The organism is Agrococcus sp. BE272, assembly GCF_031457935.1.
GTDB lineage: Bacteria > Actinomycetota > Actinomycetes > Actinomycetales > Microbacteriaceae > Agrococcus > Agrococcus sediminis.
In genome coordinates this window covers 306,140-329,592 of the sequence record NZ_JAVDXL010000002.1, presented here as the reverse complement: position 1 = coordinate 329,592, position 23,453 = coordinate 306,140, and the positions used below count along the sequence as shown (strand labels likewise).

Here is a 23,453-nt window from a genome sequence, read left to right as displayed (position 1 = left end):
GGCGGCAAGCCTACGCGCCGGATGCAGGGAACCCGCCCGGCGGCGGCCCCGCGGTGTCGCGCACCTCGTCGGCGAGCGCGACCGGGCCGTTGGCGGCGATGTGCGCGTCCTCCTGCTCGCGCCACAGCATCCACCACGAGTCGTCGCCGTCGCGCTCGAGCGCCCGCGCCCGCCGGACCGCCTCGGGCGCCTCCAGCCAGATCGCGAGGTCGGCGTGCTCGCGGCTCTCGAGCGTGAGCGAGCCGCAGCCCTCGACGACGAGCGCCTCGCCGGGCTCGGCGCTGTCCTCGGCGCCCCAGTCGCCCACCGCCCAGTCCCAGCGGCGCCAGACGGCCGTCCGCCCCTCGGCGAGCGGCGCGAGGATGCCGCGCTCGAGCAGGCGCGAGCCGGTCGCGAGGCCGTGCCAGCCGGCGTAGAGGTCGTCCATGTGGATGATGCGCGCACCGGAGTCGGCGGCGATGCGCTCGGCGAGGGCCGTCTTGCCCGAGCCGGAGCGCCCGTCGACGATCGTGATGGTCACTGCGCCCCCTCCCACACCGGTGCGAACGATCCTGCCGCGAGCGACGCCCCGATCGCGGTCGCCGCGACGGCGATGGCCAGGATCAGCAGCAGCGCGTCGACGCGCCCGACGGTCGAGGGCCGCGCCCAGGTGCGCTCGGCACCGCCGAAGCCGCGCGCCTCCATCGCGGTCGCGAGCGTGCCGCCGCGGCGCAGCGCCACCACGAGCAGCGCGAAGGCAGCCTGCAGCGCGCGCCGCACCGCACCCGTGTCGCCGAGGCCCCGCGCCCGGCGGGCGAGCGCGATCTGCCGCCAGTCCTCGGCCAGCACGCCGAACAGCCTCGTGCCGGCGAGCGCCGCGAGCACGAACCGGTGCGGCAGGCGCGCGACCTGCGCGAGCCCGTCGGCGAGCCGGGTCGGGTCGAGGCCCACGAGCGCCACGAGCGTCGGCACGCCGAGCGCGAGCACGCGCAGCCCGATCGCGAGCGCGAGCTCGATCGAGCGGTCGCTGATGGTGGCGAGCCACACCTGGGCGTGGATGCGCCCGGCCGGCTCGGCGTAGAGCAGCATGCTCACCGCCGACAGCGGCGCGGCGATGAGCAGCGGCCACGTGCGGCGCAGCACGGTGCGAGGCCCGATGCCGGCGGCCGCGAAGACCACGAGCCACGCGGCGAGCGCGACCGCGGCGCTCACGACGTCGATCGTGAGCAGCATGGGGATCGAGTAGAGCACCGCCGCGAGCAGCGGCGTGACCGGGTTGACCCGAGCGAGCGCGCTCACCGCTCGCCGCCCAGCCGCAGCACGCGGTCGCCGAGCACCCGCTCGACGTCGGCGTCGTGCGTCACGGCGACGACGGCGCAGCCGCGGTCGTCGACGAGCGAGGCGATGAGGCGCACGAGCTCGCTCCAGGTGCGGCGGTCCTGGCCGAACGTGGGCTCGTCGAGCACCATCACGCGCGGCGCGGGCGCGAGCACCGTCGCCACCGAGAGCCGGCGCTGCTCGCCGCCGGAGAGCGTGAAGGGGTTGGCGTCGGCGAGCGCGTCGAGCCGCAGCGCGGCGAGGACCCCCCCGACGCGCGCGTCGACCTCGTGCTGCGGCAGCCGGAGCGCCCGCAGCCCCGCCGCGACCTCGTCGCGCACGCGCGCGGCGACGAACTGGTGCTCCGGCTGCTGGAAGACGGTGCCGATGCGGCTCGCGAGCTGCTTCGGACGCCAGCGGATGGGCGCCTCCGCCGCGAGCTCGCCCCGCAGCGGCGCGGTGGCGCGCACGGCGCCCGCGACCGGGGGAAGGAGGCCGGCGAGCGTCAGCGCGAGGGTCGACTTGCCGGCGCCGTTGCGCCCGGTGACGACGAGCGCCTCCCCCGCGCGCACCTGCACGTCGAGCGGCTCGTGCACGGCGGCGCCGTCGCGCCCGGAGCGCAGCGCCTCCCCGACGAGCAGCGCCTCGCCCGGATGCCGGCCGCCGCGGGCGACCTCGACCGGGAGCCCAGGCACCCACACGCCGTCGTGCGCGAGCTGCGCCCGGTGGACGTCGAGGACGGCGGCCGGCGAGCCGTCGGCCACCGCTCCGCCGCCTGCCGCGAGCACGACGACGCGGTCGACGACCGGCAGCCACGTCTCGACGCGGTGCTCGACGACGACGAGCGTCGCGCCGGTCTCGGCCGCGACGCGGGCGACCGCATCCCGAACCTCCACGACCCCCTCGGGGTCGAGGTTCGCGGTCGGCTCGTCGAGCAGGATGAGCCCCGGCCGCATGGCGAGCACGCCCGCGAGCGCGAGGCGCTGCCGCTGGCCGCCCGAGAGCGCCGCCGTCGAACGGTCGAGCGCCACGTCGAGCCCGACCGCGTCGAGCGCCTCGCGCACGCGCCGCCAGATCTCGTCGCGCGGCACGGCGAGGTTCTCGCAGCCGAACGCGACGTCGTCGCCCACGCGGGACATGATCGTGTTGGCCTGCGGATCCTGCAGCACGAGCCCGGCCGTGCCGCGCAGCCCGGCCGGGTGCGCGCCGTCGACGGCGAGCGCTCCGGTCTCGTCGCCCTCGTCCTCGCCGCCGAGCACACCCGCGAGCGCCGCGAGCAGCGTCGACTTGCCGGCGCCCGAGGGGCCGAGCAGCAGCACGCGCTCGCCGGGCTCGACATCGAGGTCGAGCCCGGCGACGGCGGGCACCGCGCGGCCTGCGTGCCGCCAGCCCCACCCGCGCGCGCGGATGCGGGAGCCGGTCACCGGGCGCGCGACCGCCCCGACGCGAAGCGGTCGAGCACGCCGGTCGCGGCGAGCGCCCGCGTCAGCAGCCAGCCGACGAGGCCGGCGAGCAGCGCGCCGGAGACGACGAGGCTGCCGAGGTAGATGCCGAGGAACTCGGGGCTCTTGGCGATGTTGCCGCTCAGGAACAGCTCGAGCACGAACGCGGCGACGGCCGCGCCGACGCCCGCGAGCATCGCGACCGGCAGCCCGAAGCGGCGGTAGGCGAAGAGCAGGAAGACGAGCTCGGCGCCGAGGCCCTGCGCGATGCCGGAGTAGACCGTCTCGATCGACCACTGGCTGCCCAGCAGCATCGAGACGCTCGCGGCGAGCAGCTCGACGAACAGGGCGGCGCCGGGCTTGCGGATGATGAGGCCGCCGAGCACGCCGCCGATGAGCCAGATGCCGACGGCGAGGCCGCCGAAGCCGGGCGTGAGCGCGTCCATGGCGGTGAACCAGGCGTAGCCGACGCTGTTCCAGAGCACGAACAGGAGGCCGGTGGCGACGCCGAGCACGGCGGCGACGACGATGTCGACGACCCGCCAGCGGGTGCGGGGGCGCGCGGGCGCCGTCGACGGGGCGGATGCGGTGGGTGCGGTGGTCATTCGGTGCCTTCCTCGGATGAGATGGCACGGGTGCAGTGTCCTCCCTGCGCTGGCATGATCCAGATCAGGTTTGACGGTCGAAGGCTTCGGCCTTCCTCTCAGCCCGGCGCACCGGACTCCCGTGTCGACAGCCACTCTAGCCCCGCCGCAGCGGCGGACGGGGCACCTAGGCTGGGAGGGTGCAGCGCATCGGATCGTTCGTGGCCATCGGCGACAGCTTCACCGAGGGGGTGGGCGACGAGCTGCCCGACGGCTCGGTGCGCGGATGGGCCGACTTCGTCGCCGCCGGGCTCGCCTCGGCGCAGGGAGCGCCGGTGCGCTACGCGAACCTCGCCATCCGCGGCCGCAAGCTCGGGCCCATCCTGCACGAGCAGCTCGACGCGGCCATCGCGCTCGGGCCCGATGCGATCAGCATCAACGGCGGCGGCAACGACATCCTGCGCCCGAAGGTCTCGATCGAGCACGTCGGCGAGCGCCTCGCCGACGCCGCGCACCGCATCGCCGCCGCGGGCATCCGCCCCATCCTGCTCTCGGGCGGCAACCCGAGCGGCGTGATGCCGATCGGCGCCGTCATGCAGCGGCGCGGCGACGCGCTCGCGCGCGCGGTGGAGTCGCGGATCGGCGACCTCGACGCGCCCTACGTCGACAACTGGTCCGACCCCGAGCTCGCCGCGCCGCGCTTCTGGTCGCGCGACCGCCTGCACCTCAACGCCGCAGGCCACGCCCACGTCGCGCGCAACGTGCTGCGGGCGCTCGGCATGCCGGCGCCGGAGGCCTGGCGCGACCTCGCGGGCGCGTCGACCGCCGAGGGCCGCCGCGACCTCATGTACTACCGCGAGTACGTGCTGCCGTGGCTCGGGCGGCGCTTCACCGGCCGCTCCTCCGGCGACGGCCGCGACCCGAAGCTGCCCGCCTTCGTCGAGGTGCCGCCCATCGTCTGAGCGCCCCTCGGCGCACGAGCGAGGGCCGCGGCTCCCGCCGCGGTCCTCGCCGTCATGGATGGTGCGTCCGTCAGCCGGCGTCGACCAGCTGCTCCTTGAGCGAGTCGATCGCGCCCGCGAGCGTCTCGACGTGCATGCCGAGGCCCTCCGCGATCGCGTCGGCCGGCAGCTCGCCCGCCGAGATCTCCTCGAAGAAGGCGCCGGCGGTCGGCCGGTAGTCGTCGAGGTCGGCGAGCGCCTGCTCGGCACCGGCGGCGTCGTCGCCCGCGATCGCGACCGCGTAGTCGACGAAGAAGCCGATGTGCTCGCGCCACAGCTCGAGGAACGCCGTGCCGTTCTCCTCACCGGCGAGCGAGCCGATGGCCTCGCTCAGCGCGACCGAGTTGGCGTCGAGCGTCGCGGCTGCGCCCTCGAACGCGGGCGACTCGGGGCCGCCCTCGGCCGTGTAGGCGGTGAAGACCGCGATGCCGGCGAGGTAGACGTGCTCCTGCAGGCCCGCGACCAGCTGCGAGCGCAGCGTCGAGGCCTCGTCGGAGACGTCGCCCTCGAGGCCCGCGGCGGCGGCCAGGCCGCCGGAGAGCGTCTCGGCCGACATGACCACGTGGCCCGCGGCCTCCTGCAGCACGTCGGTCGCGTTCGGCTCGCCCGCCGCGAAGGCGTCGATGGCGGCGCTGAGCGTGTCGACGTGCATCGTCAGGCTCTCGGCGACCGCGTCCGCCGGCAGCTCGCCGCCGGAGATCGACTCGAAGAACGCGCCGGCCTCCTCGGTGTAGCCCTGCAGCTGCATGAGCGCCTCATCGGCCGCTGCCTGGTCGCCGCCCTCGACGGCCACCGCGTAGTCGACGAAGAAGCCGATGTGCTGGCGCCACAGCTCGAGGAACGCCGCGCCCTGCTCCTCGTCGGAGAGCGACGCGACCGCCTCGGAGAGGTCGACCGAGTTGGTGTCGAGCGCTGCCGCGGCAGCCTCGAACTGCGCCGAGTCGGCGCCCGCGTGGTAGGCGGTCGCGACCGCCATGCCGGCGAGGTAGACGTGCTCCTGGAGGAGCGACGTCAGGTCGGCGCGCAGGTTGGCCGCGTCGGACTCCACCTCACCGGGGATGTCGAGCGCGCCGACGAAGCCGCCGGCGAGCGTCGTGGCCGTCATGGGCATGTGGCCGGCGGCGGTGCGCGCGTCGGCGAACGGGTCGCCGGTGCCGGCGGGCATGAGCATCGAGCCCGACTCGGTCTCCATCGGCGATGCCGACGTCTCGGGGGCCGTGCTCGTGCCCGGGTCGGCGGGCGACGAGCACGCGCTCGCCCCCAGGATCACGGCGGCGGCGCTGAAACCGACCGCCGTCCGGAGGAAGATGGACTTCCGCATGGTGCGACTCCTCTGTGCTGGGGATGCCCTGCATCCCTCGTCGTGTTGCGTGCATCAGGGGTTCGCCGCCCTCGGGCGAGCGGATTGGACGGGTTCAGCCGGCGGGCGCCGTCACGAAGTCGATGAGCTCCTCGACGCGGGCGAGGAGGGCCGGCTCGAGGTCGTTCCAGTCGCGCACCCGGCCGCGGATCCGCTGCCACGCGTGCGCGACATCCGCCTGGCTCTCGTGCGGCATGCCGAGGCGGCGCAGCGTGCCGCGCTTCCAGTCCTCGCCGCGCGGCACATCCGGCCACCGCTCGATGCCGAGGCGCGCCGGCTTCACCGCCTGCCAGATGTCGATGTACGGATGCCCGACGACGCGCACGTGCGCACCGTGCGGTCCGCGCATGACGGCCTCTGCGATCCGCGTCTCCTTCGAGCCGGGCACGAGGTGGTCGACGAGGATCCCCAGCCGGCGCGAGCGCGTCGGGGCGAACTCGGCGACGATGCCCGCGAGGTCGTCGACGCCGTGCAGCGGCTCGACGACGACGCCCTCCACGCGCAGGTCGTGGCCCCAGACCTGCTCGACGAGCTCGGCGTCGTGCGTGCCCTCGACGAGGATGCGGCTCGGCAGCGCGACGCGGGCCTTGAGCCCCTCGACCGCGCGCGAGCCGGACGCGGTGCGGGTCGGCGCCGCCGCCCGGGTCGCCGCGGGCGGGACGAGCTCGACCTCCGCGCCGTCGACGAGGAACCCGCGCCCGAGCGGGAACAGGCGCACCCTGCCCGCGCGGTCCTCGAGGCGCACGTGCCCGGCCTCGATGCCGACGACGGCGCCGACGAACCCGTCGACCCGCTCGACCACGAGGTCGCGCTCGGCGGCGACGCGCGCGGGCGGCGCGGGGCGCCGTGCGGCTTTCGCCTCGGGCGAGAGCACGTCGCCGCCCCACGAGTCCCAGTCCACGAGCACCGGTCGATCCTAGCCGCGCAGCCTCGCCACGGCCTCGAGCGCCGCGAGGTCGCCCTGCACGAGGATCCGGGTCACGACCGACGCCTCCCAGCGCGCGAGCCCGTCGCGCACGCGCTCGATCGGTCCGACGAGCGCGATCTCGTCGACGAGCGCCGTCGGCACCGCCGCGATCGCCTCGGCCTTCCTGCCCTCGAGGTAGAGCTCCTGGATGCGCAGGCACGCCTCCTCGTACCCGAGCCGCGCGACGGCGTCGAAGTGGAAGTTCGCGCCCTTCGCGCCCATCCCGCCGACGTAGAGGGCGATCATCGGCCGGACGCGGTCGGCAGCCGCCTCGACGTCGCGGTCGACGACGATCGGCACGGGCACCGACACCTCGAACGCCTCCGCCGGCGGCAGGGACGGATCGCGCTTCGCGAAGCCCTCCGCGAGCAGCGCGCGCGCGGCGGCGTCCTGCGAGGGCGAGTGGAGGAACGGCAGCCACCCGTCGGCGATCTCGGCGGCGAGCGCGGTGTTGCGGGGCCCCTCCGCGGCGAGGTGGATGGGGATGCGCGGCCGCACCGGGTGCAGGGTCGAGAGGAGCGGCTTGCCGAGCCCCGTCGTGCCCTCCCCCGTCAGCGGCAGCGGCAGCTGCGGCCCGGGCGCCGTGACGGGCGCCTCGCGCGCCATGATGCTGCGCAGGATCGCGACGTACTCGCGCGTCCGGGCGAGCGGCTTCGGGAACGGCTGGCCGTACCAGCCCTCGACGACCTGCGGCCCGCTGACGCCGAGCCCCAGGATGACGCGGCCGCCCGAGAGGTGGTCGAGCGTCATCGCGGTCATCGCCGTCGAGGCCGCGGTGCGCGCCGAGAGCTGCGCGATGCCGGTCGCGAGCCGGATCCGCGACGTCGACGCGCCCCACCACGCGAGCGGCGTGAACGCGTCCGAGCCGTACGCCTCCGACGTCCAGACCGAGTCGAAGCCGAGCCGCTCCGCTGCGAGCACCGCCTCGAGCGCTCCCGCGGGCGGGGCCGATCGCCAGTAGCCGAGCATGTAGCCGTAGTCCATGGTGCGATCCTGCCAAGCCCCGCCGCCCGCATCCGCCCGCTTGTCCTGGATGCACGAGCCGCGGGCCGCTTCCGTAGGCTCGGCCCATGGACTTCCGCATCTTCACCGAGCCCCAGCAGGGCGCCTCCTACGACGAGCTGCTCGCGGTCGCGCTGCGCACCGAGCAGCTCGGCTTCGACGGCTTCTTCCGCTCCGACCACTACCTGCGCATGGGCGAAGGCGACCCCGGCTACGGGCCGACGGATGCGTGGACGACGCTCGCGGGGCTGGCGCGCGACACCGAGCGGGTGCGGCTCGGCACGCTCGTCTCCTCCGTCACCTACCGGCAGCCGGGCATCCTGGCCGTGCAGGTCGCGAACGTCGACCAGATGTCGGGCGGGCGGGTGGAGCTCGGGCTCGGGACCGGCTGGTTCGCCCAGGAGCACTCGGCGCTCGGCATCCCCTTCCCCGAGCGGCGCTTCGACCTGCTCGAGGAGCAGCTGGCGATCGTGACGGGCCTGTGGCAGACGCCGCGCGGCGCCCGCTTCTCGTTCGACGGCGACCACTACCGCCTCGACGACTCCCCGGCGCTGCCGAAGCCGGTGCAGGAGCGCATCCCCGTGATCGTGGGCGGGCTGGGCGAGCGGCGCACCCCGCGCCTCGCGGCCGAGTTCGCCGACGAGCACAACCTCTCGTTCCCCGCGTTCGACCGCATCCGCCCCCTCTTCGCCGCCCTCGACCGCGCCATCGAGCGCGCCGAGCGCGAGCGGCCCGTCGTGCGCTCGGTGGCGCTCGTCGCGTGCGTCGGCGAGGACGAGGCGTCGTTCGCGCGACGCGCGGCCGCGATCGGCCGGGAGCCGGCGGAGCTGCGCGAGCACGGCGTGGCAGGCACGCGCAGCGAGGTGCAGGACCTGCTCGGACGCCTCGCCGACGACGGCGTGGAGCGGGTCTACCTGCAGGTGCTCGACCTCGGCGACCTCGAACACCTCGACGAGCTCGCGTCGTTCGCAGGCGTCTCGCCCGTCGCCCGGTAGCGCCCGGGCATGCGGAAGGGGGCCGCCCGCAGGCAGCCCCCTTCATTGCGGTGCGTCGAGCGTCAGGCGCTCGTGCGACCGCGGTTCTTCGTCACGAGGCCCCAGATCAGCAGCACGATGATCGCGCCGACGATCGCGACGATCCACGTCTGCAGCGACCAGAAGTCCTCCAGGCCGACGTTGAAGATCATCGATCCGAGCCAGCCGCCGAGCAGTGCTCCGACGACGCCCAGGATGAGGGTCATGATCCAGCCGCCGCCCTGACGGCCGGGGAGGATCAGCTTTGCGATGGCCCCAGCGATGAGGCCGAGGACGATCCAACCGAGAATGCCCATGTGTGTGGTCCCTTCTCCGAGACAGCGGTGCAAGGGTTTCACTCCGCTGGGCCCCCGCAATTCGGGGAACCAGGAATGAGCGTACCCCGGTACCTTGAAGATTCCTGGAGAGTTCCTGGTCAGCTGCTAGCGCGCTCCAAGACGATCTCCCGCACCCGGGCCGCGTCGGCCTGGCCGCGCATCGCCTTCATGACCGCCCCGATGACGGCGCCGGCCGCCTGCACCTTGCCGTCGCGGATCTTCTGCAGCACGTCGGGCTGGGCCGCGAGCGCCTCGTCGACCGCCGCCACGAGCGCCGACTCGTCGGTGACGACCTGCAGGCCGCGCGCCGCAGCCACCTCGCTCGGGCTGCCCTCGCCCGCGATGACGCCCTCGAGCGCCTGCCGGGCGAGCCGGTCGGTGAGGGTGCCCTCGTCGATGAGCCGCTGCAGCTCGGCCACGTGGGCCGGCTCGACGAGCGTCGACGCGTCGACGCCGCGCTCGTTGGCGACGCGCGCGAGCTCGCCCGTCCACCACTTGCGCGCCGCCTGGGGGGCGGCGCCTGCGGCGACGGTCGCCTCGACGACGTGCAGCATGTCGCCGTTCACGACGTCCTGGAACTCGAGGTCGCTGAAGCCCCAGTCGCCCTTCAGGCGTCGGCGGCGCGCGACGGGCTGCTCGGGCAGCAGCGCGCGCAGCTCCTCGACGAGCTCGCGGCTCGGCTGCACGGGCAGCAGATCGGGCTCGGGGAAGTAGCGGTAGTCGTCGGCATCCGACTTCACGCGGCCGGCGCTCGTCGTGCCGGTGTCCTCGTGCCAGTGGCGGGTCTCCTGCGTGATCGTGCCGCCGTCGGCGAGGATCGCCGCCTGCCGCTGGATCTCGTAGCGCACGGCGCGCTCGACCGAGCGCATCGAGTTGACGTTCTTCGTCTCGGTGCGCGTGCCGAGGCGCTCCTGGCCGCGGGGGCGCAGGCTCACGTTGGCGTCGCAGCGCAGGTTGCCGCGCTCCATCCGCGCCTCGGAGATGCCGAGCGAGAGCACGATGTCGCGGATCGCCGCGACGTACGCCTTGGCAAGCTCGGGCGCGTCGTGCTCGGCGCCGAAGATCGGCTTCGTCACGATCTCGACGAGCGGCACGCCTGCGCGGTTGTAGTCGACGAGCGAGTACTCGGCGCCCTGGATGCGGCCCGTCGAGCCGCCCACGTGCGTGAGCTTGCCGGCGTCCTCCTCCATGTGCGCGCGCTCGATGGGGATCGTCACCTGGCGCCCGTCGGCGAGCTCGATCTCCACCTGCCCCTCGAACGCGATGGGCTCGTCGTATTGCGAGATCTGGTAGTTCTTCGGCACGTCGGGGTAGAAGTAGTTCTTCCGCGCGAACCGGCTCGACTCGGCGATCTCGCAGCCGAGCGCGAGGCCGAGCGCGATCGAGTGCCGCACGGCGAGCGCGTTCACGACCGGGAGGCTGCCGGGCAGGCCCAGGCTCAGCGGGTCGACGAGCGTGTTGGGCTCCACGTCGTGGAAGTCCGGATGCGCGGGGTTGGGCGCCGCCGAGAACATCTTCGTGCGCGTGCCGAGCTCGACGTGCACCTCGAAGCCGAGCACGGGCTCGAAGAGCTCGAGCGCCCGGTCGAAGTCCATCAGCTTGTCCTTCATCGCGCCGCCTCCGTGCGGTCGGTCCCTGAGGAGCCGCCGGCGGCGTCTCGAAGGGTAGGTGCCTTGGTGGTGAGGATGCCGCCCCAGCGCTCGGCGAGCAGCGCCTCGATGGCGGCGCCGGCGCGGTAGAGCCGGTCGTCCTCGAACATCGGGGCGAGCAGCTGGAGGCCGACGGGCAGGCCGTCGTCGCCGAGCCCCATCGGGAGCCCCATGCCGGGGATGCCCGCGAGGTTCGCGGGGATCGTCGTGATGTCGTTGACGTACATCGCGAGCGGGTCGTCGAGCTTCTCGCCCAGCTTGAACGCCGTCGTGGGCGCCGCGGGGCTGATGAGCAGGTCGGCCTGCGCGAAGGCCGCGTCGAAGTCGCGCTGGATGAGCGTGCGCACCTTCTGCGCGGAGCCGTAGTAGGCGTCGTAGTAGCCGGCCGAGAGCGCGTAGGTGCCGAGGATGATGCGGCGCTTGACCTCGGGGCCGAACCCGGCCTCGCGGGTCGCGCCCATCACATCCTCGACCGTCTGGCCGGGCCGCTCGACGCGGAGCCCGAAGCGCACCGAGTCGAAGCGGGCGAGGTTGCTCGACGCCTCGGCGGGGAGGATCAGGTAGTACGCGGCGACGGAGTACGCGAACGACGGGCAGGAGACCTCGACGACCTCGGCCCCCGCGTCCGTCATGAGCTGCACGGCCTCCTGGAAGCGCGCGTCGACGTCGGCAGCGATGCCGTCGCTGTCGAGCTCGCGCACGACGCCCACGCGCAGGCCGCGCAGGTCGCCCGCGGCGGCGCCCTCGCGGGCGGCGGCGGCGAACGACGGCCAGTCGCGGTCGAGGCTCGTGGAGTCGTGCGGGTCGTGCCCGCCGATGACGTCGTGCAGGAGCGCCGAGTCGAGCACCGTGCGCGTCACGGGCCCGACCTGGTCGAGGCTCGAGGCGAGCGCGATCGAGCCGTAGCGGCTCACGCCGCCGTAGGTGGGCTTCACGCCCACCGTGCCGGTCACGGCCGCCGGCTGACGGATCGAGCCGCCGGTGTCGGAGCCGAGGGCGAAGGGCGCCTCGAAGGAGGCGACCGCCGCCGCCGAGCCGCCGCCGGAGCCGCCCGGGATGCGCTCGAGGTCCCACGGGTTGCGCGTGGGGCCGTAGGCGGAGTGCTCGGTCGACGAGCCCATGGCGAACTCGTCCATGTTGGTCTTGCCGAGCGGCACGAGGCCCGCAGCCTTGAGGCGCGCGACGGGCGTCGCGTCGTACGGCGGGATCCAGCCCTCGAGGATGCGCGAGCCCGAGGTCGAGGGCATGCCGACCGTGCAGAGCACGTCCTTGATGGCGACGGGCGCGCCCGCGAGCTCGTGCAGCTGCTCGCCGCTCGCGCGGCGCTCGTCGATCGCGCGCGCCTGGTCGATCGCGCCGGCGTTGACGTGCAGGAAGGCGTGCAGCTCGCCGTCGACCGCGGCGATGCGGTCGAGGTGCGCCTGCGTCGCCTCGACGCTCGAGACCTCGCCGGCGGCGAGGAGCCCGGCGAGCTCGTGCCCGGCGAGGCGGGTGAGGTCGGCGCTCACTGCTCCTCCCCCAGGATCGCCGAGACGCGGAACCGCTCGCCGTCGTGGCTCGGGGCGCCGGCGAAGACCTGCTCGCGCGTGAGCGTCTCGCCCACCTCGTCGTCGCGCATGACGTTGGCCATCGGCACGGGGTGGCTCGTGGCGGGCACATCGGGCCCGGCGACCTCGCGCACCTCGGCGATGGCGTCGACGATCTTCGACAGCTCGGAGGTGAGGCTCGTCACCTCGTCGTCGGTGAGCGCGATGCGGGCCAGTCCAGCCAGGTGCTGGACCTCCTCGCGGGTGATCTCGGACATGCGTCTCCTCGGTCGTCCCCGGCGCGGCCGGGATGCGTGGGGGTCGCCCCAATCCTACGGGCGCGCCACGAGCAGCCAGGCCGCGAGCGCCTCGAGCACGACGGCCGCGGCGATGCACCACCACCGGAGGTCGGATGCGACGGCGAGGGCCTCGCGCACGACCGCGCCGGGCCGGTAGGACGGCCGGGTCCAGGCTCCGACCACCGTGCCGTCGATGCCCTCGTCGGCGAGCAGCCAGGCGGTGCGGTACGCGTGGTACTCGCTCGTGACCACCGCGAGCGGCGCGCGCCCTGGCCCCGTGACGAGCGGGCGCGACAGCCGCAGGTTCTCGCGCGTCGTGGCCGAGGCCTGCTCGAGGTCGATCGCGTCGGCGGGCACGCCCAGGTGCCGCTCGAGGTGCTCGGCCATCGCCGAGGCCTCCGTGCGCACCTCGTCGGGGCCCTGCCCGCCGGCGACGACGATGCGCGCGTCGGGGCGACGGGTGCGGGCCGAGCGCCACACCGCCGCGCCGCGCTCCACGCGGCGGCGCAGCAGCGGCCCGACATCGCGGCCGCGGAGGCCCGCGCCGAGGATGAGCACGGTGCCGGGGGCAGGGGCGGCGCGGCTCGCTCGAGCGTGGATGAGCATGGCCATCGCGAGCACCGCGGCCGCGAGCCCCGCCGCCCACAGCGGCAGCGCGAGCAGCAGCGCCGCCCGCCCGAGCGCCGGCGCGACGGCGACGAGCGCCACGATCGTCGCGGCGAGCAGCAGCATCCCGGCGCCGAGCCCGGCGATGAGCACGTCGATGCGCCGCACGCGCACGAGCCTCGGCAGCATGAGCGCGTGCCAGAGCGACGCGCCGCCGAGCCCCAGCGTCGCCACGAGCGCCGCGGCGGCGAGCAGCGCCCAGCCGCCCTCGGCCGCCGGCACGTCGAGCCAGGCGGCGACCGGCCGGCGCAGCACGCGCGTGAGCAGCAGCGTGCCCGCGGTGACGATCATCGCGGCCCAGAGCGCGGGCCGGACCAGCCGCATCCGTCGTCCGCCCCTCACGGTCAGCACCCTAGCCCGCCCGGCGCGGCCGCTTGCGCGTCGATCGAACGTGTGTTCGAATGGATGTCATGCGATGGGACGGGCAGACGGCGACCCACGTCGACGCGGATGCGCTGCCGGGGCTCGAGGAGCGCGGGAGCGTGCTCGACGCGTGGCCGACCCCGGGCTTCGACGGCGCGTCGTTCCTCGAGGTGACGGCCAGGAGCGCGCTCAACCACGTCGCCGGCGACGGCTTCATGGGCGGCGCGTGGACGATCAACCCCTACCGCGGCTGCCAGCACGCGTGCCGCTACTGCTTCGCGCGGAAGACGCACACCTACCTCGACCTCGACGCGGGCGCCGACTTCGACTCCCGCATCGTCGTGAAGGCCAACCTCGTCGAGGTGCTCGAGCGCGAGCTCGCGGGCCCGCGGCGCGAGGTCGCCGCCGTGCAGCTGGGCACGAACACCGATCCCTACCAGCGGGCCGAGGGCCGCTACCGGCTCATGCCCGGCGTGCTGCGCGCGCTCGCCCGCCACGGCGCATCCATCTCGATCCTCACGAAGGGGACGCTGCTGCGCCGCGACCTGCCGCTGCTCGCCGCGATCGCCCGGGATGTGCCGGTGTCGATCGCGATGTCGATCGCGATCTTCGACGACGAGCTGCAGCAGCAGGTCGAGCCCGGCACGCCCACCACCCGCGCGCGGCTCGACACGGTGCGCGCGGTGCGCGACGCGGGCCTCGACTGCGCCGTCTTCGCGATGCCGATCCTGCCGGGCCTCACCGACACGCGGGCGCACCTCGAGCCGGCGTTCGCCGCGATCGCGGAGGCGGGCGCGACGAGCGCGATCGCGAGCGCGCTGCACCTGCGGCCGGGCGCCCGCGAGTGGTACATGGCCTGGCTGCGGCAGGAGCATCCGCACCTCGTGCCGCTCTACGGGCGCGTCTACGGCGGCGGCACCTACGCGCACCGCGACTACCGCGACTGGCTGCGCGCCCGCATCCGCCCGCTGCTGCGCGAGCACCGGCTGGCGCCGGTGCGCACGAGCGCCGGCACAGGGCTCGCCGCTCCCCCGCGCCGGGCGACGCAGCTGCCGTCGACCAGCGGGCCGGTGGCCGTCCCCGTGTCCGTGTCCGCCCCCGCGGTGCCCACCCTCTTCTAGCGACGCGGCCAGTGCCAGGAGGGCTGGTCGAGCGGGCCCTCGCGGCCCGCGACGCGGGTCTCGCCCGAGATCTTCTCGAGCTCGACGCGCAGCCCGCCGAGCTCGTCGGCGAGCGCGGCCTGGTGCGTGACGACGAGCACCTGCGTCTCGCCCGCGGCGTCGCGGATGCGCGCGGCGAGCGCGGGCAGGAGGTCGGCGTGGAGGCTGCGCTCCGGCTCGTTGAGCACGATGAGCCCCGGCTTCTCGGCGGAGAGCATCGCCGCCGTCAGCAGCAGGTACTGCAGCGTGCCGTCGGAGAGCTCGGGCGCCGACAGCGGCCGCAGCATCCCCTGCTGCTCGAGCGCGACCGTCATGCGGCCGTCGACCACCGGCAGGCGCAGGCGGGAGCCGGGGAAGGCGTCGGCGACGGCGCGCTCGAGCTCGCGATGCCAGCCCATCTCGATCGCCGTCTGCAGCACCGCCGCGAGGTTCGCGCCGTCGTCGTCGAGCCTCGCCGCGCGCGTCGCGACCTGCGGCTGCCGAGCGGGAGCGCCCGCGTCGGTGCGCAGCGCGTCGTGGAACCGCCAGCCGCGCAGCATGCGGCGTGTGCCCGCGAGCTCGGCGGCATCGGCCCGCCCCGCGAACTCGTCGAGCACCGACGCCCACGGGTGCATGCCGGCGGCGAGATCGCTCCAGCCGTCGTCGAGGCGCACGCGCGCGGCGCCGCGCCGTCGCTCGACGAGCACGCCCGCCGGCCGCGGGTCGGAGCCTGCGAAGACGTGCTCCTGCTTGATCTCGGGATCGAGGTCGAAGGCGCTGCGCTGCGCGACCGGCAGGCCCAGGTCGATCGCGTAGCCGAGGCCGTCGGTCGCGACGCCGAGGCGCAGCGCGACCGGCCCCGACCGCACGGTGCCCTCGGTGCGCTGCCCGCCCGCCGTGCCGCGCTCGGGACCCGCCCACCGCACGGCGTCGAGCCCGCCGACGCCTGCGAGCGACGCGATGACACGCCCCTCGCCGCAGTCGGCGAGCAGCCGCAGCGCCCGGTACAGGCTCGACTTGCCCGAGCCGTTCGCGCCCGTCACGACCGTCAGCGGCGCGAGGTCGACCACGAGGGACCGGATCGAGCGGTAGCCCTCGATCGCGAGCCGCGAGATCACGCGCCGAGCAGCCCGCGCGCGTACGCCGCCTGGCCGGCGTGCTGCACGTCGTCGTCGACGATGCTCACGAGGCGCGCGCCGAGCGTCACCGGCGGGTCCCACGCCTCGTCGACGACCCGGTCGAGGTCGTCGGCGTCGAGCATGCCGAGGTAGCGCTGCGTCGCGGCGTGCACGGCGTCGAGGTAGTCGAGCAGGGCCTCGGCCGACTCGGGGCGCACCGCGCGCACGTCGTCGGGCTCGTGGCCGTAGCCGGTGTCGCCGGCGTCCGGATCGCGCCCGAAGCGCGCCGCCCAGTCGCCCTGCAGGTAGACCTGCTCGGTGCCGGCGACCGCGGCGACCTGCGCATCCTGCCCGCGGGCGAGGTGCCACACGAGCCAGCCGATCGGGTTCGCGCCCCCGCCCGGCGCCTCGACGAGCTGCTCGGGTGTGAGGCCGCGCACCGCGCGGCGGGCCTCGTCGGGGATGCGCGAGAAGGCCTCGGCGAGCACGGCGACCGCGTCCATCAGGACTCGGCTCCCGTCTCGGCCGCCGGGAGCGCCTCCGGGCCCTGCTCGACGAGCACGCGGAACTGCGCGGCGTCGAGGATGCGGATGCCGAGGTCCTCGGCCTTCGCGAGCTTCGAGCCCGCACCCGGCCCGGCAGCGACGAAGTCGGTCTTCTTCGAGACGCTCGACGCGGCCTTGCCGCCGGCCGCGATGATCGCCTCCTGCGCGCCCTCGCGGGTGTAGCCCTCGAGCGTGCCGGTCGCGACCACGGTGAGGCCTGCGAGCACGCCGCCGCGCTCGCCCGCCTTGCCGGGGCCGGGGTGACCGGGCGTCGCGAACCGCACGCCCGCGTCGCGCCACGCGCGCACGATCTCCTGGTGCCAGTCGACGGCGAGCCACTCGACCACCGCCTCGGCGATGGTCGGGCCCACGCCCTCGACCTCCGCCAGCTCCTCGGGGGTCGCCGCTTCGATCGCCGCGAGGGAGCCGAACCAGTCGGCGAGCGCGCGCGCCGCCACGGGCCCCACATGCCGGATGTTGAGCGAGACGAGCTGCCGCCAGAGATCCTTGGTCTTCGCGCGCTCGAGCTCGGCGAGCAGCGTCTCGGCCTGCTTCGACGGCTGCGGCCCCTCGGCGCCCGCCTTCCGCTCGGCGGCGCTCGCCGCGCGCTGGAAGGGCCGGCGCACGACCGGCGCGCCCTCGTCGTCGAGCTTCGGCTGCCCCGTCTCGGCGTCGCGGACGACCACCTCGATCGGCACGAGCTGCTCGAGCGTGAGCGCGAACAGGCCCGCCTCGGTCGCGAGCGGCGGCTCGGCGGGCACGCTCGGCTGCGTCAGCGCGGCCGCCGTCACCTCGCCGAGCGCCTCGACGTCGAGCGCCCCGCGGCTGCCGATGTGCTCGACGCGGCCGCGCACCTGGGCCGGGCAGTCCTTCGCGTTGGGGCACCGCAGGTCGACGTCGCCCTCCTTCATCGGGCGGAGCGTCGTGCCGCACTCGGGGCACGCGGTCGGCATCACGAACTCGCGCTCGGTGCCGTCGCGCAGCTCGACCACCGGCCCGAGCACCTCGGGGATCACGTCGCCGGCCTTCCGCAGCACGACCGTGTCGCCGATCAGCACGCCCTTGACGCGCACGACGTCCTGGTTGTGGAGCGTCGCCTGCCGCACGACCGAGCCGGCCACGTGCACCGGCTCCATGTTGGCGTACGGGGTCGCGCGCCCCGTGCGGCCCACGCTCACCACGATGTCGAGGAGCTTCGTGTGCACCTCCTCCGGCGGGTACTTGTAGGCGATCGCCCAGCGGGGCGCGCGCGACGTCTGCCCGAGCTCGTCGTGCAGCGCCAGCTCGTCGACCTTCACGACGATGCCGTCGAGCTGGTGCTCGACCGCGTGCCGGCGCTCACCGAAGCGCTCGACGTAGGCGACGACGTCGTCGATGCCCTCCAGCACCTCGACGTGCGGGCTCGTCGGCAGGCCCCAGCCGGCGAGCAGCCCGTAGACCTCGCTCTGCGCCGCGACCGGCGGATCGGGCCACGCGCCGAAGCCGTGCACGTACATCGCGAGCGCCGCGATGCGCTCCTCGCCCGCCTCGCGCTCGAGCCCGGTCTTCTTCTCGAGCTGCTGGCGCAGGCCGCCCGAGGCGGCGTTGCGCGGGTTGGCGAACGCCGGGAACCGGCGCGCTGCGCGGTCGGCCGCGCGCTCCTCGTCGAACTCGCCTCGGCTCGCGGCGGGGCGACGCGCGTGCTTCTCGCGATCCTCCTCGACCGAGCGGCCGCGCAGCTCGGCCTGGAGGGCGTTCAGCCGCTCGAAGGCCTCGACGGGGATGAAGACCTCGCCGCGCACCTCGACGAGCGCGGGATGCCCCGAGCCCGCGAGCCGCTCGGGCACCCCCGCGACGCGCAGCGCGTTGACCGTCACGACCTCGCCGACCCGGCCGTCGCCGCGCGTCGCGGCGGAGGTCAGCTCGCCGTGCTCGTAGCGCAGCGAGACCGCGAGGCCGTCGATCTTCAGCTCGGTCAGCCACCGAACCCGCCGCCCTGCCGCGGCCTCGGCCTTCGCGCACCACTCCCGCAGCTCGTCGACCGAGAAGACGTTGTCGAGGCTGAGCATGCGCTCGCGGTGCTCGATCGTCGGCAGCCCGCTGCCGGTGCCGCCCTGCACCGCCTGGGTCGGCGAGTCCTGGCTCTGCAGCTCGGGGTGCTCGCGCTCGAGCGCGTCGAGCTCCTGCACGAGGGCGTCGTAGGTCGCGTCGTCGATGAGCGACTGGTCGCGGTCGTAGTAGGCGGCGCTCGCCTCCTCGATCTGCGAGCGCAGCTCCTGCGCCCTGGCGTTCGCGTCGCTGAGGGAGGCCTCGGCCTCGATTCCCACCATGCGCCCATTCTGCACTCAGGTGCTGACAGCCAGGCTGTCCCGCAGTGTCCTATGCAGCGGCTGTCGATCTCCACAGCGATTCCTCGCATGCGGCCAATCCGCCCCGGTCGGGGCTCCGAACCCTGACCGACATCCCGCGCCGACCCGGCGCAGGCCGGCAACGGCCCAGACAGAAGGAGAAGTCATGTCCCAGTCCCCCAACCGCCTCGTCGCCACCGTCTTCGGCGCCGTCTACCTGCTCGTCGGCGTCCTCGGCCTCTTCGTGGCCGGCTCGAACTTCGCCGGGGAGGAGGGCGGGCTGCTGCTCGGCATCTTCCAGGTGAACCACCTGCACAACATCGCCCACCTGCTGATCGGCGCCGCGCTGCTGGCCGCCGGCCTGCGCAGCACCGCCGCCGCGAAGCGCGTCAACGTCACCGTCGGCGCCGTCTACCTGCTGCTCGGCATCGTCGGCTTCTTCCTGGTCGGCACGGCGCTCAACATCCTGGCGCTCAACACGGCCGACCACATCCTGCACCTCGCCTCGGCGATCGTGCTGCTCGGCACGGGCCTCGCCCTCGACCGCAGCACCACGACCCGCCACGCGGCGGCGTAGGACCGACCATGGATGCGCTGATGCGGATCTGCGGAGCCGTGGCAGCGCTCGGCGCGGCGCTCATCGCACTCGCGGTGGGCGCCGCGGCACCCGTCTGGATCGCGGTGCTCGTGCTCGCCGCCGGCGCCGCGCAGCTCGTGGTCGCGGTGCTCGCCCTGCGGGGCAGCCCGCTGCCGGGGCCGGCGATCCTCGCCCCCTTCGCGGCACCGACCGCGGTCTGGCTCGCGGCGCTCGTCGCCGCCCCTGCCGCGGCGTCGTCCCTCCCCCTCGGACCGATGCTCGCCGAGACGGGACTCGCGCTCGGCGCCGCCGCGCTGCTCGCCCTCGGCCGCCGCACGAGCGCCGAGCCGCGGGCGCTGCCGGCGCTACTGGCCGTCGCGGCCTCGGCGGCCGTCGTCGCGACCGTCGCCACCGCGGCCCTCGCGGGCACGAACGCGGGCGCCTTCGCGCAGCCCCACGGCGAGCACGGAGCGGCCGTCGACGCCCCCGCCGACGAGCCGGCGCTCGAGGGCCCCGTGCTCGTGGAGCACAGCGGCCACTGACGCCTCCCTGCCGCCGCTGGGCCGCCCCGACGCGTCAGGCGGGCACGGCGTCGGCCGCGACCGTGCGGTCGATCGTGCACTGCCCGAGCACCCGCGTGCCGAGGTAGAGCACCGCCGACTGCCCCGTCGCCACGCCGCGCAGCGGCGCGGCCGGATCGATCACGAGCTCGTCGCCCACCATCCGCGCCCGCGCGGGCACGGGGTCGGCGTGCGCGCGGATCTGCACCTCGACGTCGAGGCCCTCGGCGAGGCCCGGATGCGCCGGCCCGGCGTGGGAGACGCGGGTGCCGGCCAGCCGCGACACGGCCAGGGCCTCCTCGGGCCCGACGACGAGCTGCCGGGTCGAGGGCTTCACCTCGAGCACGAAGCGCGGCCTGCCGTCGGGCGAGGGCACCCCGAGCGAGAGCCCGCGGCGCTGGCCGACGGTGTAGCCGTGCACGCCGGCGTGCTGGCCCACGACCGCGCCGTCGCGGTCGACGATCTCGCCCGGCTCGGCCCCCAGCCGCTCGGCGAGGAAGCCGCGCGTGTCGCCGTCGGGGATGAAGCAGATGTCGTGGCTGTCGGGCTTCTGCGCGAGCAGGAAGCCGCGCTCGGCCGCCTCCGCGCGCACCGCCGCCTTGGTCGGCGTGTCGGCGAGCGGGAACCAGCAGTGCCGCAGCTGCGCCTCCGTCAGCACGCCGAGCACGTACGACTGGTCCTTCGCCCAGTCGGCGGCGCGGTGCAGCTGCGGCCCGTCGTCGCCGTGCTCGACGCGCGCGTAGTGGCCCGTGACGACGCGGTCGAAGCCGAGGCCGATGGCGCGGTCGAGCAGCGCCTCGAACTTGATGCGCTCGTTGCAGCGCAGGCACGGGTTCGGCGTGCGGCCGGCCGCGTACTCGTCGACGAAGTCCTGCACGACGTCGGCGTGGAAGCGCTCCGAGAAGTCCCACACGTAGAACGGGATGCCGAGCCGGTCGGCGACCCGGCGCGCATCCATCGCGTCCTCGACGGTGCAGCAGCCGCGGCTGCCGGTGCGGAGGGTGCCCGGCATGCGGCTGAGCGCGAGGTGCACGCCGACGACCTCGTGGCCGGCGTCGACGGCGCGCGCCGCGGCGACGGCCGAGTCGACCCCGCCCGACATGGCTGCCAGCACCTTCATGCGCTCCCCCTCGCATCCAGGCTACCGATCGGCGGGCGCGGCCCGGCGGCTCGTGGCACTCTGGTGACGTGACGGATGCGCCCAGCTCGAGCCCCCTGCGCGTCTCCGTCGTGATCCCGGTGCTCGACGACGCGCCCGCGCTCGCCCGCTGCCTCGAGCGGCTGCGCGCGCAGACCGTCGCGCCGCTCGAGGTGATCGTCGTCGACAACGGCTGCCTCGACGACTCGGCCGCGGTCGCGCTCGCGGCCGGCGCGCGCGTCGTGCAGGAGCCGCGGCCCGGCATCCCCGCGGCCGCCGCGGCCGGCTACGACGCCGCCGCGGGCGACGTCATCGCGCGCTGCGACGCCGACTCGGTCGTGCCCGCCGACTGGATCGAGCGCATCCGCGCCGCCTTCGCCGCCGACCCGGCGCTCCAGGGGCTCACGGGGCCCGGCCGGTTCCACGACCTGCCGCCGCGCTGGACGGCCATCGCGAGCACCGCCTACGCGCTCGGCACCTTCGTCGCGGGCGGCGCCGCGATCGCGAACGTGCCGCTGTGGGGCTCGAACATGGCGCTGCGCCGCTCGACGTGGACGGCCGTCTCGCCGCTCGTCGAGCGCGACGACCCGGCCCTGCACGACGACCTCGACCTCACGATGCGGCTCGGCCCGTGCGCGCGGCTGCGGTTCGACCGCGACCTGCGCGTCGAGGTGGAGGGCCGCATCTTCCGCAGCCGCGACGACGCTCGTGACCGCGTCGCCGTCGCCATGCGCACGTTCCGCCGCAACTGGGAGACGGAGGGGTCTCCCGGCCGCCGCTGGGTGCTGCGCGCGGGCGGTCCCGACCTGCGCGCCCGCGCGTGACCTGGCTCGCCTCCCAGGGTCGCTGGCTGCCGGGCGACGCGCTGCGGCTCGTGGTCGCGGCCTCGGTGCCGCTCGCCGGCGCCGTTGCGGGCGGCCCATCGGCCGCCGCGATGCTCCTCACGCTCGGCGGCGCGATGGCGCTGCGCTTCGCCCGGGTGCCGACCGTCACCGACCTCGTCGGCCAGGCGGTGCTGCTCGCCTCCGCCTGGTTCGCGGTGACGGGTGCCTATGAGGTGGTGGCGTGGCTCGACGTCGCCGCGCACGTCGGCAGCGGCGCGGTGCTCGCGCTGCTGACGCGCGACGTGCTGCTGCAGCTGCGACTGGTGCCGTCGGAGCCGGGGCGGCGGGATGCGGCGGCCCGGGTGCTGCACGTCACGAGCGCGGTGGTCGTGCTGGGGCTGCTGTGGGAGCTCGGCGAGTGGGCGGGGCACGCGCTCCTGACGGAGACGATCCGCGTCGGCTACGAGGACACCATCACCGACCTGCTCGCCGACGGCGCGGGCGCGCTGGCCGCGGCCGTCGTCGCCGAGCGCGTCGCGGCCCCGCGCCGTGCGGTGCGCTGAGGCGCGACGAAGCGAGGGTCAGCGCAGCGCGCGCGCCCGCGCCACCGCGGTGGGCAGCGCTCCGAGCAGCGCCTCGACGTCGTCCTCGGTGGTCGTGCGCCCGAGCGAGAGCCGCAGCGGCGCGACGCCGCTGAGCCCGCACGCGCGCACCACGTGCGACTCGCGCGCGACGCCCGCCGAGCACGCCGAGCCGTTGGAGACCGCGAAGCCCGCCTCGTCGAGCAGGAACTGCAGCGCCTCGCCCTCGGCGCCCTCCACCACGAGGTGCGCGATGTGCGGCAGGCGCGGCTCGGCGACGAGCAGGCGCACGCCCTCGATCGCCGCGGCGGCCGTCAGCATGCGCTCCGTGAGCGCCCGCAGCCGCGCCGCCTCGGCGTCGAGCTCGGCGAGCGCCTCCTCCGCGGCGAGCGCGAAGAGCGACGCGCCGAGCGCATCCTGCGTGCCCGACCGCAGCCCGCGCTGCTGGCCGCCGCCGTGGTGCAGCGCCTCGAGGCGCGCGTCGCGCCGCACGACGAGCGCGCCGACGCCGTGCGGTCCGCCGATCTTGTGGCTCGCGACGCTCATGAGCGCCGCGCCCGTCTCGGCGAACCGCAGCGGCACGTGGCCCAGCGCGCCCACGGCGTCGAGGTGCAGCGGCACGCCCGCGCGCGCCGACGCAGCCGCGACCGCCTCGACCGGCTGCAGCGAGCCCACCTCGTTGCTCGCGACGAGCATGGTCGCGAGCGACGCGCGGCCGCCGTCGACGAGCGCCGCCGCGAGCGCCTCGGCGTCGGTGACCGCGTGCGCGTCGACGCCCACCCAGCGCACCGGCGCCCCCTGCCGCTCGAGCCACGCGACGGCGTCGAGCGTCGCGTGGTGCTCGGCGACCGGCACCACGAGCGCGCCGGGCTCGCCCGCGTCTCGCGCCGCCCACCAGGCGCCCTTGAGGGCGAGGTTGATGGATTCGGTGCCGCCCGAGGTGAGGACGACCTCGGTCGGGTGCGCCCCGAGCACCGCCGCGAGCCGCTCCCGCGCATCCTCGAGCACCGCCCGCGCGCGCTGCCCCTCGCGATGGGTCGAGGCCGGGTTGGCCAGGGGCGCAGCCTCGGCGAGCGCCCGCCGCACCGACGGCCGCATGCTGGTCGCCGCGGCGTGATCGAACAGGCGCATGCTCCCC

The 23,453-nt window shown here is 75.3% G+C and carries 24 protein-coding genes and 1 riboswitch; of the genes, 7 read left to right on the top strand and 17 right to left on the bottom strand.

The window, feature by feature from the left end; translation table 11 throughout:
• Nucleotides 1–10 precede the first annotated feature (10 nt).
• From J2X49_RS07965 to J2X49_RS07950, 4 genes are read right to left on the bottom strand one after another with little or no spacing between them, the layout of a single operon-like run.
• Nucleotides 11–520, bottom strand: coding sequence for a hypothetical protein (locus J2X49_RS07965; RefSeq protein ID WP_310124727.1), 510 nt, complete (start codon nt 518–520; stop codon nt 11–13).
• A complete protein-coding gene (locus J2X49_RS07960; RefSeq protein WP_310124722.1) occupies nt 517–1,278 on the bottom strand; it encodes an energy-coupling factor transporter transmembrane component T in 762 nt (253 codons plus the stop codon). Before J2X49_RS07960 ends, J2X49_RS07965 begins: the two co-directional genes overlap by 4 nt.
• Nucleotides 1,275–2,720: an ABC transporter ATP-binding protein gene (locus J2X49_RS07955; RefSeq protein WP_310124719.1), complete on the bottom strand. Its 1,446-nt coding sequence runs from the start codon at nt 2,718–2,720 to the stop codon at nt 1,275–1,277. The genes J2X49_RS07960 and J2X49_RS07955 overlap by 4 nt, the downstream gene beginning before the upstream one ends.
• On the bottom strand, nt 2,717–3,343 hold the full coding sequence (locus J2X49_RS07950) for an ECF transporter S component (protein WP_310124716.1): 627 nt from the start codon (nt 3,341–3,343) through the stop codon (nt 2,717–2,719). The genes J2X49_RS07955 and J2X49_RS07950 overlap by 4 nt, the downstream gene beginning before the upstream one ends.
• A gap of 23 nt (nt 3,344–3,366) precedes the next feature.
• Nucleotides 3,367–3,476: riboswitch (TPP riboswitch) on the bottom strand.
• Nucleotides 3,477–3,522: 46 nt separating this feature from the next.
• Between J2X49_RS07950 and J2X49_RS07945 the strand changes: the two genes are divergently transcribed.
• Nucleotides 3,523–4,284, top strand: a complete 762-nt coding sequence (locus tag J2X49_RS07945) for an SGNH/GDSL hydrolase family protein (protein ID WP_310124713.1) — start codon at nt 3,523–3,525, stop codon at nt 4,282–4,284.
• Between the two features lie 70 nt (nt 4,285–4,354).
• Here the strand turns inward: J2X49_RS07945 and J2X49_RS07940 are convergent, their stop codons facing one another.
• From J2X49_RS07940 to J2X49_RS07930, 3 genes are all read right to left on the bottom strand, one after another.
• The gene (locus J2X49_RS07940) at nt 4,355–5,644 is read right to left on the bottom strand and encodes a hypothetical protein (protein WP_310124709.1); all 1,290 of its coding nucleotides are present in this window, start codon (nt 5,642–5,644) and stop codon (nt 4,355–4,357) included.
• Nucleotides 5,645–5,738: 94 nt separating this feature from the next.
• Nucleotides 5,739–6,590, bottom strand: a complete 852-nt coding sequence (locus J2X49_RS07935; RefSeq protein ID WP_396131096.1) for a DUF3097 family protein — start codon at nt 6,588–6,590, stop codon at nt 5,739–5,741.
• A 9-nt stretch (nt 6,591–6,599) separates the two neighbouring features.
• Nucleotides 6,600–7,634, bottom strand: a complete 1,035-nt coding sequence (locus J2X49_RS07930) for an LLM class F420-dependent oxidoreductase (protein WP_310124707.1) — start codon at nt 7,632–7,634, stop codon at nt 6,600–6,602.
• Nucleotides 7,635–7,720: 86 nt separating this feature from the next.
• On the opposite strand from J2X49_RS07930, the gene J2X49_RS07925 reads away from it, so the two are divergent.
• Nucleotides 7,721–8,647 (top strand): LLM class F420-dependent oxidoreductase, encoded by a 927-nt coding sequence (locus J2X49_RS07925; RefSeq protein ID WP_310124704.1) that lies wholly within the window; start codon nt 7,721–7,723, stop codon nt 8,645–8,647.
• 62 nt (nt 8,648–8,709) lie between these two features.
• On the opposite strand, the gene J2X49_RS07920 is transcribed toward J2X49_RS07925, so the two are convergent.
• The 5 genes from J2X49_RS07920 to J2X49_RS07900 form a co-directional block, all read right to left on the bottom strand.
• Nucleotides 8,710–8,982 (bottom strand): GlsB/YeaQ/YmgE family stress response membrane protein, encoded by a 273-nt coding sequence (locus J2X49_RS07920; RefSeq protein WP_310124701.1) that lies wholly within the window; start codon nt 8,980–8,982, stop codon nt 8,710–8,712.
• A gap of 119 nt (nt 8,983–9,101) precedes the next feature.
• A complete protein-coding gene (gene gatB / locus J2X49_RS07915; RefSeq protein ID WP_146356925.1) occupies nt 9,102–10,613 on the bottom strand; it encodes an Asp-tRNA(Asn)/Glu-tRNA(Gln) amidotransferase subunit GatB in 1,512 nt (503 codons plus the stop codon).
• Nucleotides 10,610–12,160, bottom strand: a complete 1,551-nt coding sequence (gene gatA, locus J2X49_RS07910; protein ID WP_310124695.1) for an Asp-tRNA(Asn)/Glu-tRNA(Gln) amidotransferase subunit GatA — start codon at nt 12,158–12,160, stop codon at nt 10,610–10,612. Before gatA ends, gatB begins: the two co-directional genes overlap by 4 nt.
• Complete coding sequence (gene gatC, locus J2X49_RS07905) at nt 12,157–12,456, bottom strand: Asp-tRNA(Asn)/Glu-tRNA(Gln) amidotransferase subunit GatC (protein WP_146356921.1); 300 nt, start codon at nt 12,454–12,456, stop codon at nt 12,157–12,159. The genes gatA and gatC overlap by 4 nt, the downstream gene beginning before the upstream one ends.
• Nucleotides 12,457–12,510: 54 nt before the next feature.
• Nucleotides 12,511–13,485 (bottom strand): YdcF family protein, encoded by a 975-nt coding sequence (locus J2X49_RS07900; protein ID WP_310124692.1) that lies wholly within the window; start codon nt 13,483–13,485, stop codon nt 12,511–12,513.
• Between the two features lie 59 nt (nt 13,486–13,544).
• On the opposite strand from J2X49_RS07900, the gene J2X49_RS07895 reads away from it, so the two are divergent.
• Entirely contained in the window at nt 13,545–14,627 is a 1,083-nt protein-coding gene (locus J2X49_RS07895) for an Rv2578c family radical SAM protein (protein ID WP_396131093.1), read from the top strand.
• Here the strand turns inward: J2X49_RS07895 and J2X49_RS07890 are convergent.
• From J2X49_RS07890 to ligA, 3 genes are read right to left on the bottom strand one after another with little or no spacing between them, the layout of a single operon-like run.
• Nucleotides 14,624–15,763: an AAA family ATPase gene (locus J2X49_RS07890; RefSeq protein ID WP_310124688.1), complete on the bottom strand. Its 1,140-nt coding sequence runs from the start codon at nt 15,761–15,763 to the stop codon at nt 14,624–14,626. The two genes, J2X49_RS07895 and J2X49_RS07890, sit on opposite strands and share 4 nt — an antisense overlap.
• Nucleotides 15,760–16,266, bottom strand: coding sequence for a mycothiol transferase (locus J2X49_RS07885; protein WP_310124685.1), 507 nt, complete (start codon nt 16,264–16,266; stop codon nt 15,760–15,762). The genes J2X49_RS07890 and J2X49_RS07885 overlap by 4 nt, the downstream gene beginning before the upstream one ends.
• Nucleotides 16,266–18,617: an NAD-dependent DNA ligase LigA gene (gene ligA, locus J2X49_RS07880; protein WP_310124682.1), complete on the bottom strand. Its 2,352-nt coding sequence runs from the start codon at nt 18,615–18,617 to the stop codon at nt 16,266–16,268. The genes J2X49_RS07885 and ligA overlap by 1 nt, the downstream gene beginning before the upstream one ends.
• A gap of 184 nt (nt 18,618–18,801) precedes the next feature.
• Between ligA and J2X49_RS07875 the strand changes: the two genes are divergently transcribed.
• The gene (locus J2X49_RS07875) at nt 18,802–19,212 is read left to right on the top strand and encodes a DUF4383 domain-containing protein (protein ID WP_146356911.1); all 411 of its coding nucleotides are present in this window, start codon (nt 18,802–18,804) and stop codon (nt 19,210–19,212) included.
• Between the two features lie 20 nt (nt 19,213–19,232).
• Nucleotides 19,233–19,754: a hypothetical protein gene (locus tag J2X49_RS07870; protein WP_310124678.1), complete on the top strand. Its 522-nt coding sequence runs from the start codon at nt 19,233–19,235 to the stop codon at nt 19,752–19,754.
• 34 nt (nt 19,755–19,788) lie between these two features.
• Here the strand turns inward: J2X49_RS07870 and mnmA are convergent, their stop codons facing one another.
• The gene (gene mnmA / locus J2X49_RS07865) at nt 19,789–20,892 is read right to left on the bottom strand and encodes a tRNA 2-thiouridine(34) synthase MnmA (RefSeq protein ID WP_310124675.1); all 1,104 of its coding nucleotides are present in this window, start codon (nt 20,890–20,892) and stop codon (nt 19,789–19,791) included.
• A 68-nt stretch (nt 20,893–20,960) separates the two neighbouring features.
• Here mnmA and J2X49_RS07860 point away from each other — a divergent pair, with 68 nt between their 5' ends.
• Both J2X49_RS07860 and J2X49_RS07855 read left to right on the top strand, forming a co-directional pair.
• Nucleotides 20,961–21,734 (top strand): glycosyltransferase family 2 protein, encoded by a 774-nt coding sequence (locus tag J2X49_RS07860; protein ID WP_310124673.1) that lies wholly within the window; start codon nt 20,961–20,963, stop codon nt 21,732–21,734.
• Entirely contained in the window at nt 21,731–22,297 is a 567-nt protein-coding gene (locus J2X49_RS07855) for a hypothetical protein (RefSeq protein ID WP_310124670.1), read from the top strand. Before J2X49_RS07860 ends, J2X49_RS07855 begins: the two co-directional genes overlap by 4 nt.
• Nucleotides 22,298–22,315: 18 nt before the next feature.
• On the opposite strand, the gene J2X49_RS07850 is transcribed toward J2X49_RS07855, so the two are convergent.
• Entirely contained in the window at nt 22,316–23,446 is a 1,131-nt protein-coding gene (locus J2X49_RS07850) for a cysteine desulfurase family protein (protein WP_310124667.1), read from the bottom strand.
• Between the last annotated feature and the right edge of the window lie 7 nt (nt 23,447–23,453).

Coding starts and splice junctions, on each gene's coding strand:
- mnmA (WP_310124675.1), bottom strand. CDS start 20,892: ATGAAGGTGCTGGCAGCCATGTCGGGCGGGGTCGACTCGGCCGTCGCC.
- J2X49_RS07940 (WP_310124709.1), bottom strand. CDS start 5,644: ATGCGGAAGTCCATCTTCCTCCGGACGGCGGTCGGTTTCAGCGCCGCC.
- gatC (WP_146356921.1), bottom strand. CDS start 12,456: ATGTCCGAGATCACCCGCGAGGAGGTCCAGCACCTGGCTGGACTGGCC.
- J2X49_RS07885 (WP_310124685.1), bottom strand. CDS start 16,266: ATGGACGCGGTCGCCGTGCTCGCCGAGGCCTTCTCGCGCATCCCCGAC.
- J2X49_RS07930 (WP_310124707.1), bottom strand. CDS start 7,634: ATGGACTACGGCTACATGCTCGGCTACTGGCGATCGGCCCCGCCCGCG.
- ligA (WP_310124682.1), bottom strand. CDS start 18,617: ATGGTGGGAATCGAGGCCGAGGCCTCCCTCAGCGACGCGAACGCCAGG.
- gatB (WP_146356925.1), bottom strand. CDS start 10,613: ATGAAGGACAAGCTGATGGACTTCGACCGGGCGCTCGAGCTCTTCGAG.
- J2X49_RS07925 (WP_310124704.1), top strand. CDS start 7,721: ATGGACTTCCGCATCTTCACCGAGCCCCAGCAGGGCGCCTCCTACGAC.
- J2X49_RS07895 (WP_396131093.1), top strand. CDS start 13,545: ATGGATGTCATGCGATGGGACGGGCAGACGGCGACCCACGTCGACGCG.
- J2X49_RS07920 (WP_310124701.1), bottom strand. CDS start 8,982: ATGGGCATTCTCGGTTGGATCGTCCTCGGCCTCATCGCTGGGGCCATC.
- J2X49_RS07950 (WP_310124716.1), bottom strand. CDS start 3,343: ATGACCACCGCACCCACCGCATCCGCCCCGTCGACGGCGCCCGCGCGC.
- J2X49_RS07850 (WP_310124667.1), bottom strand. CDS start 23,446: ATGCGCCTGTTCGATCACGCCGCGGCGACCAGCATGCGGCCGTCGGTG.
- J2X49_RS07875 (WP_146356911.1), top strand. CDS start 18,802: ATGTCCCAGTCCCCCAACCGCCTCGTCGCCACCGTCTTCGGCGCCGTC.
- J2X49_RS07870 (WP_310124678.1), top strand. CDS start 19,233: ATGCGGATCTGCGGAGCCGTGGCAGCGCTCGGCGCGGCGCTCATCGCA.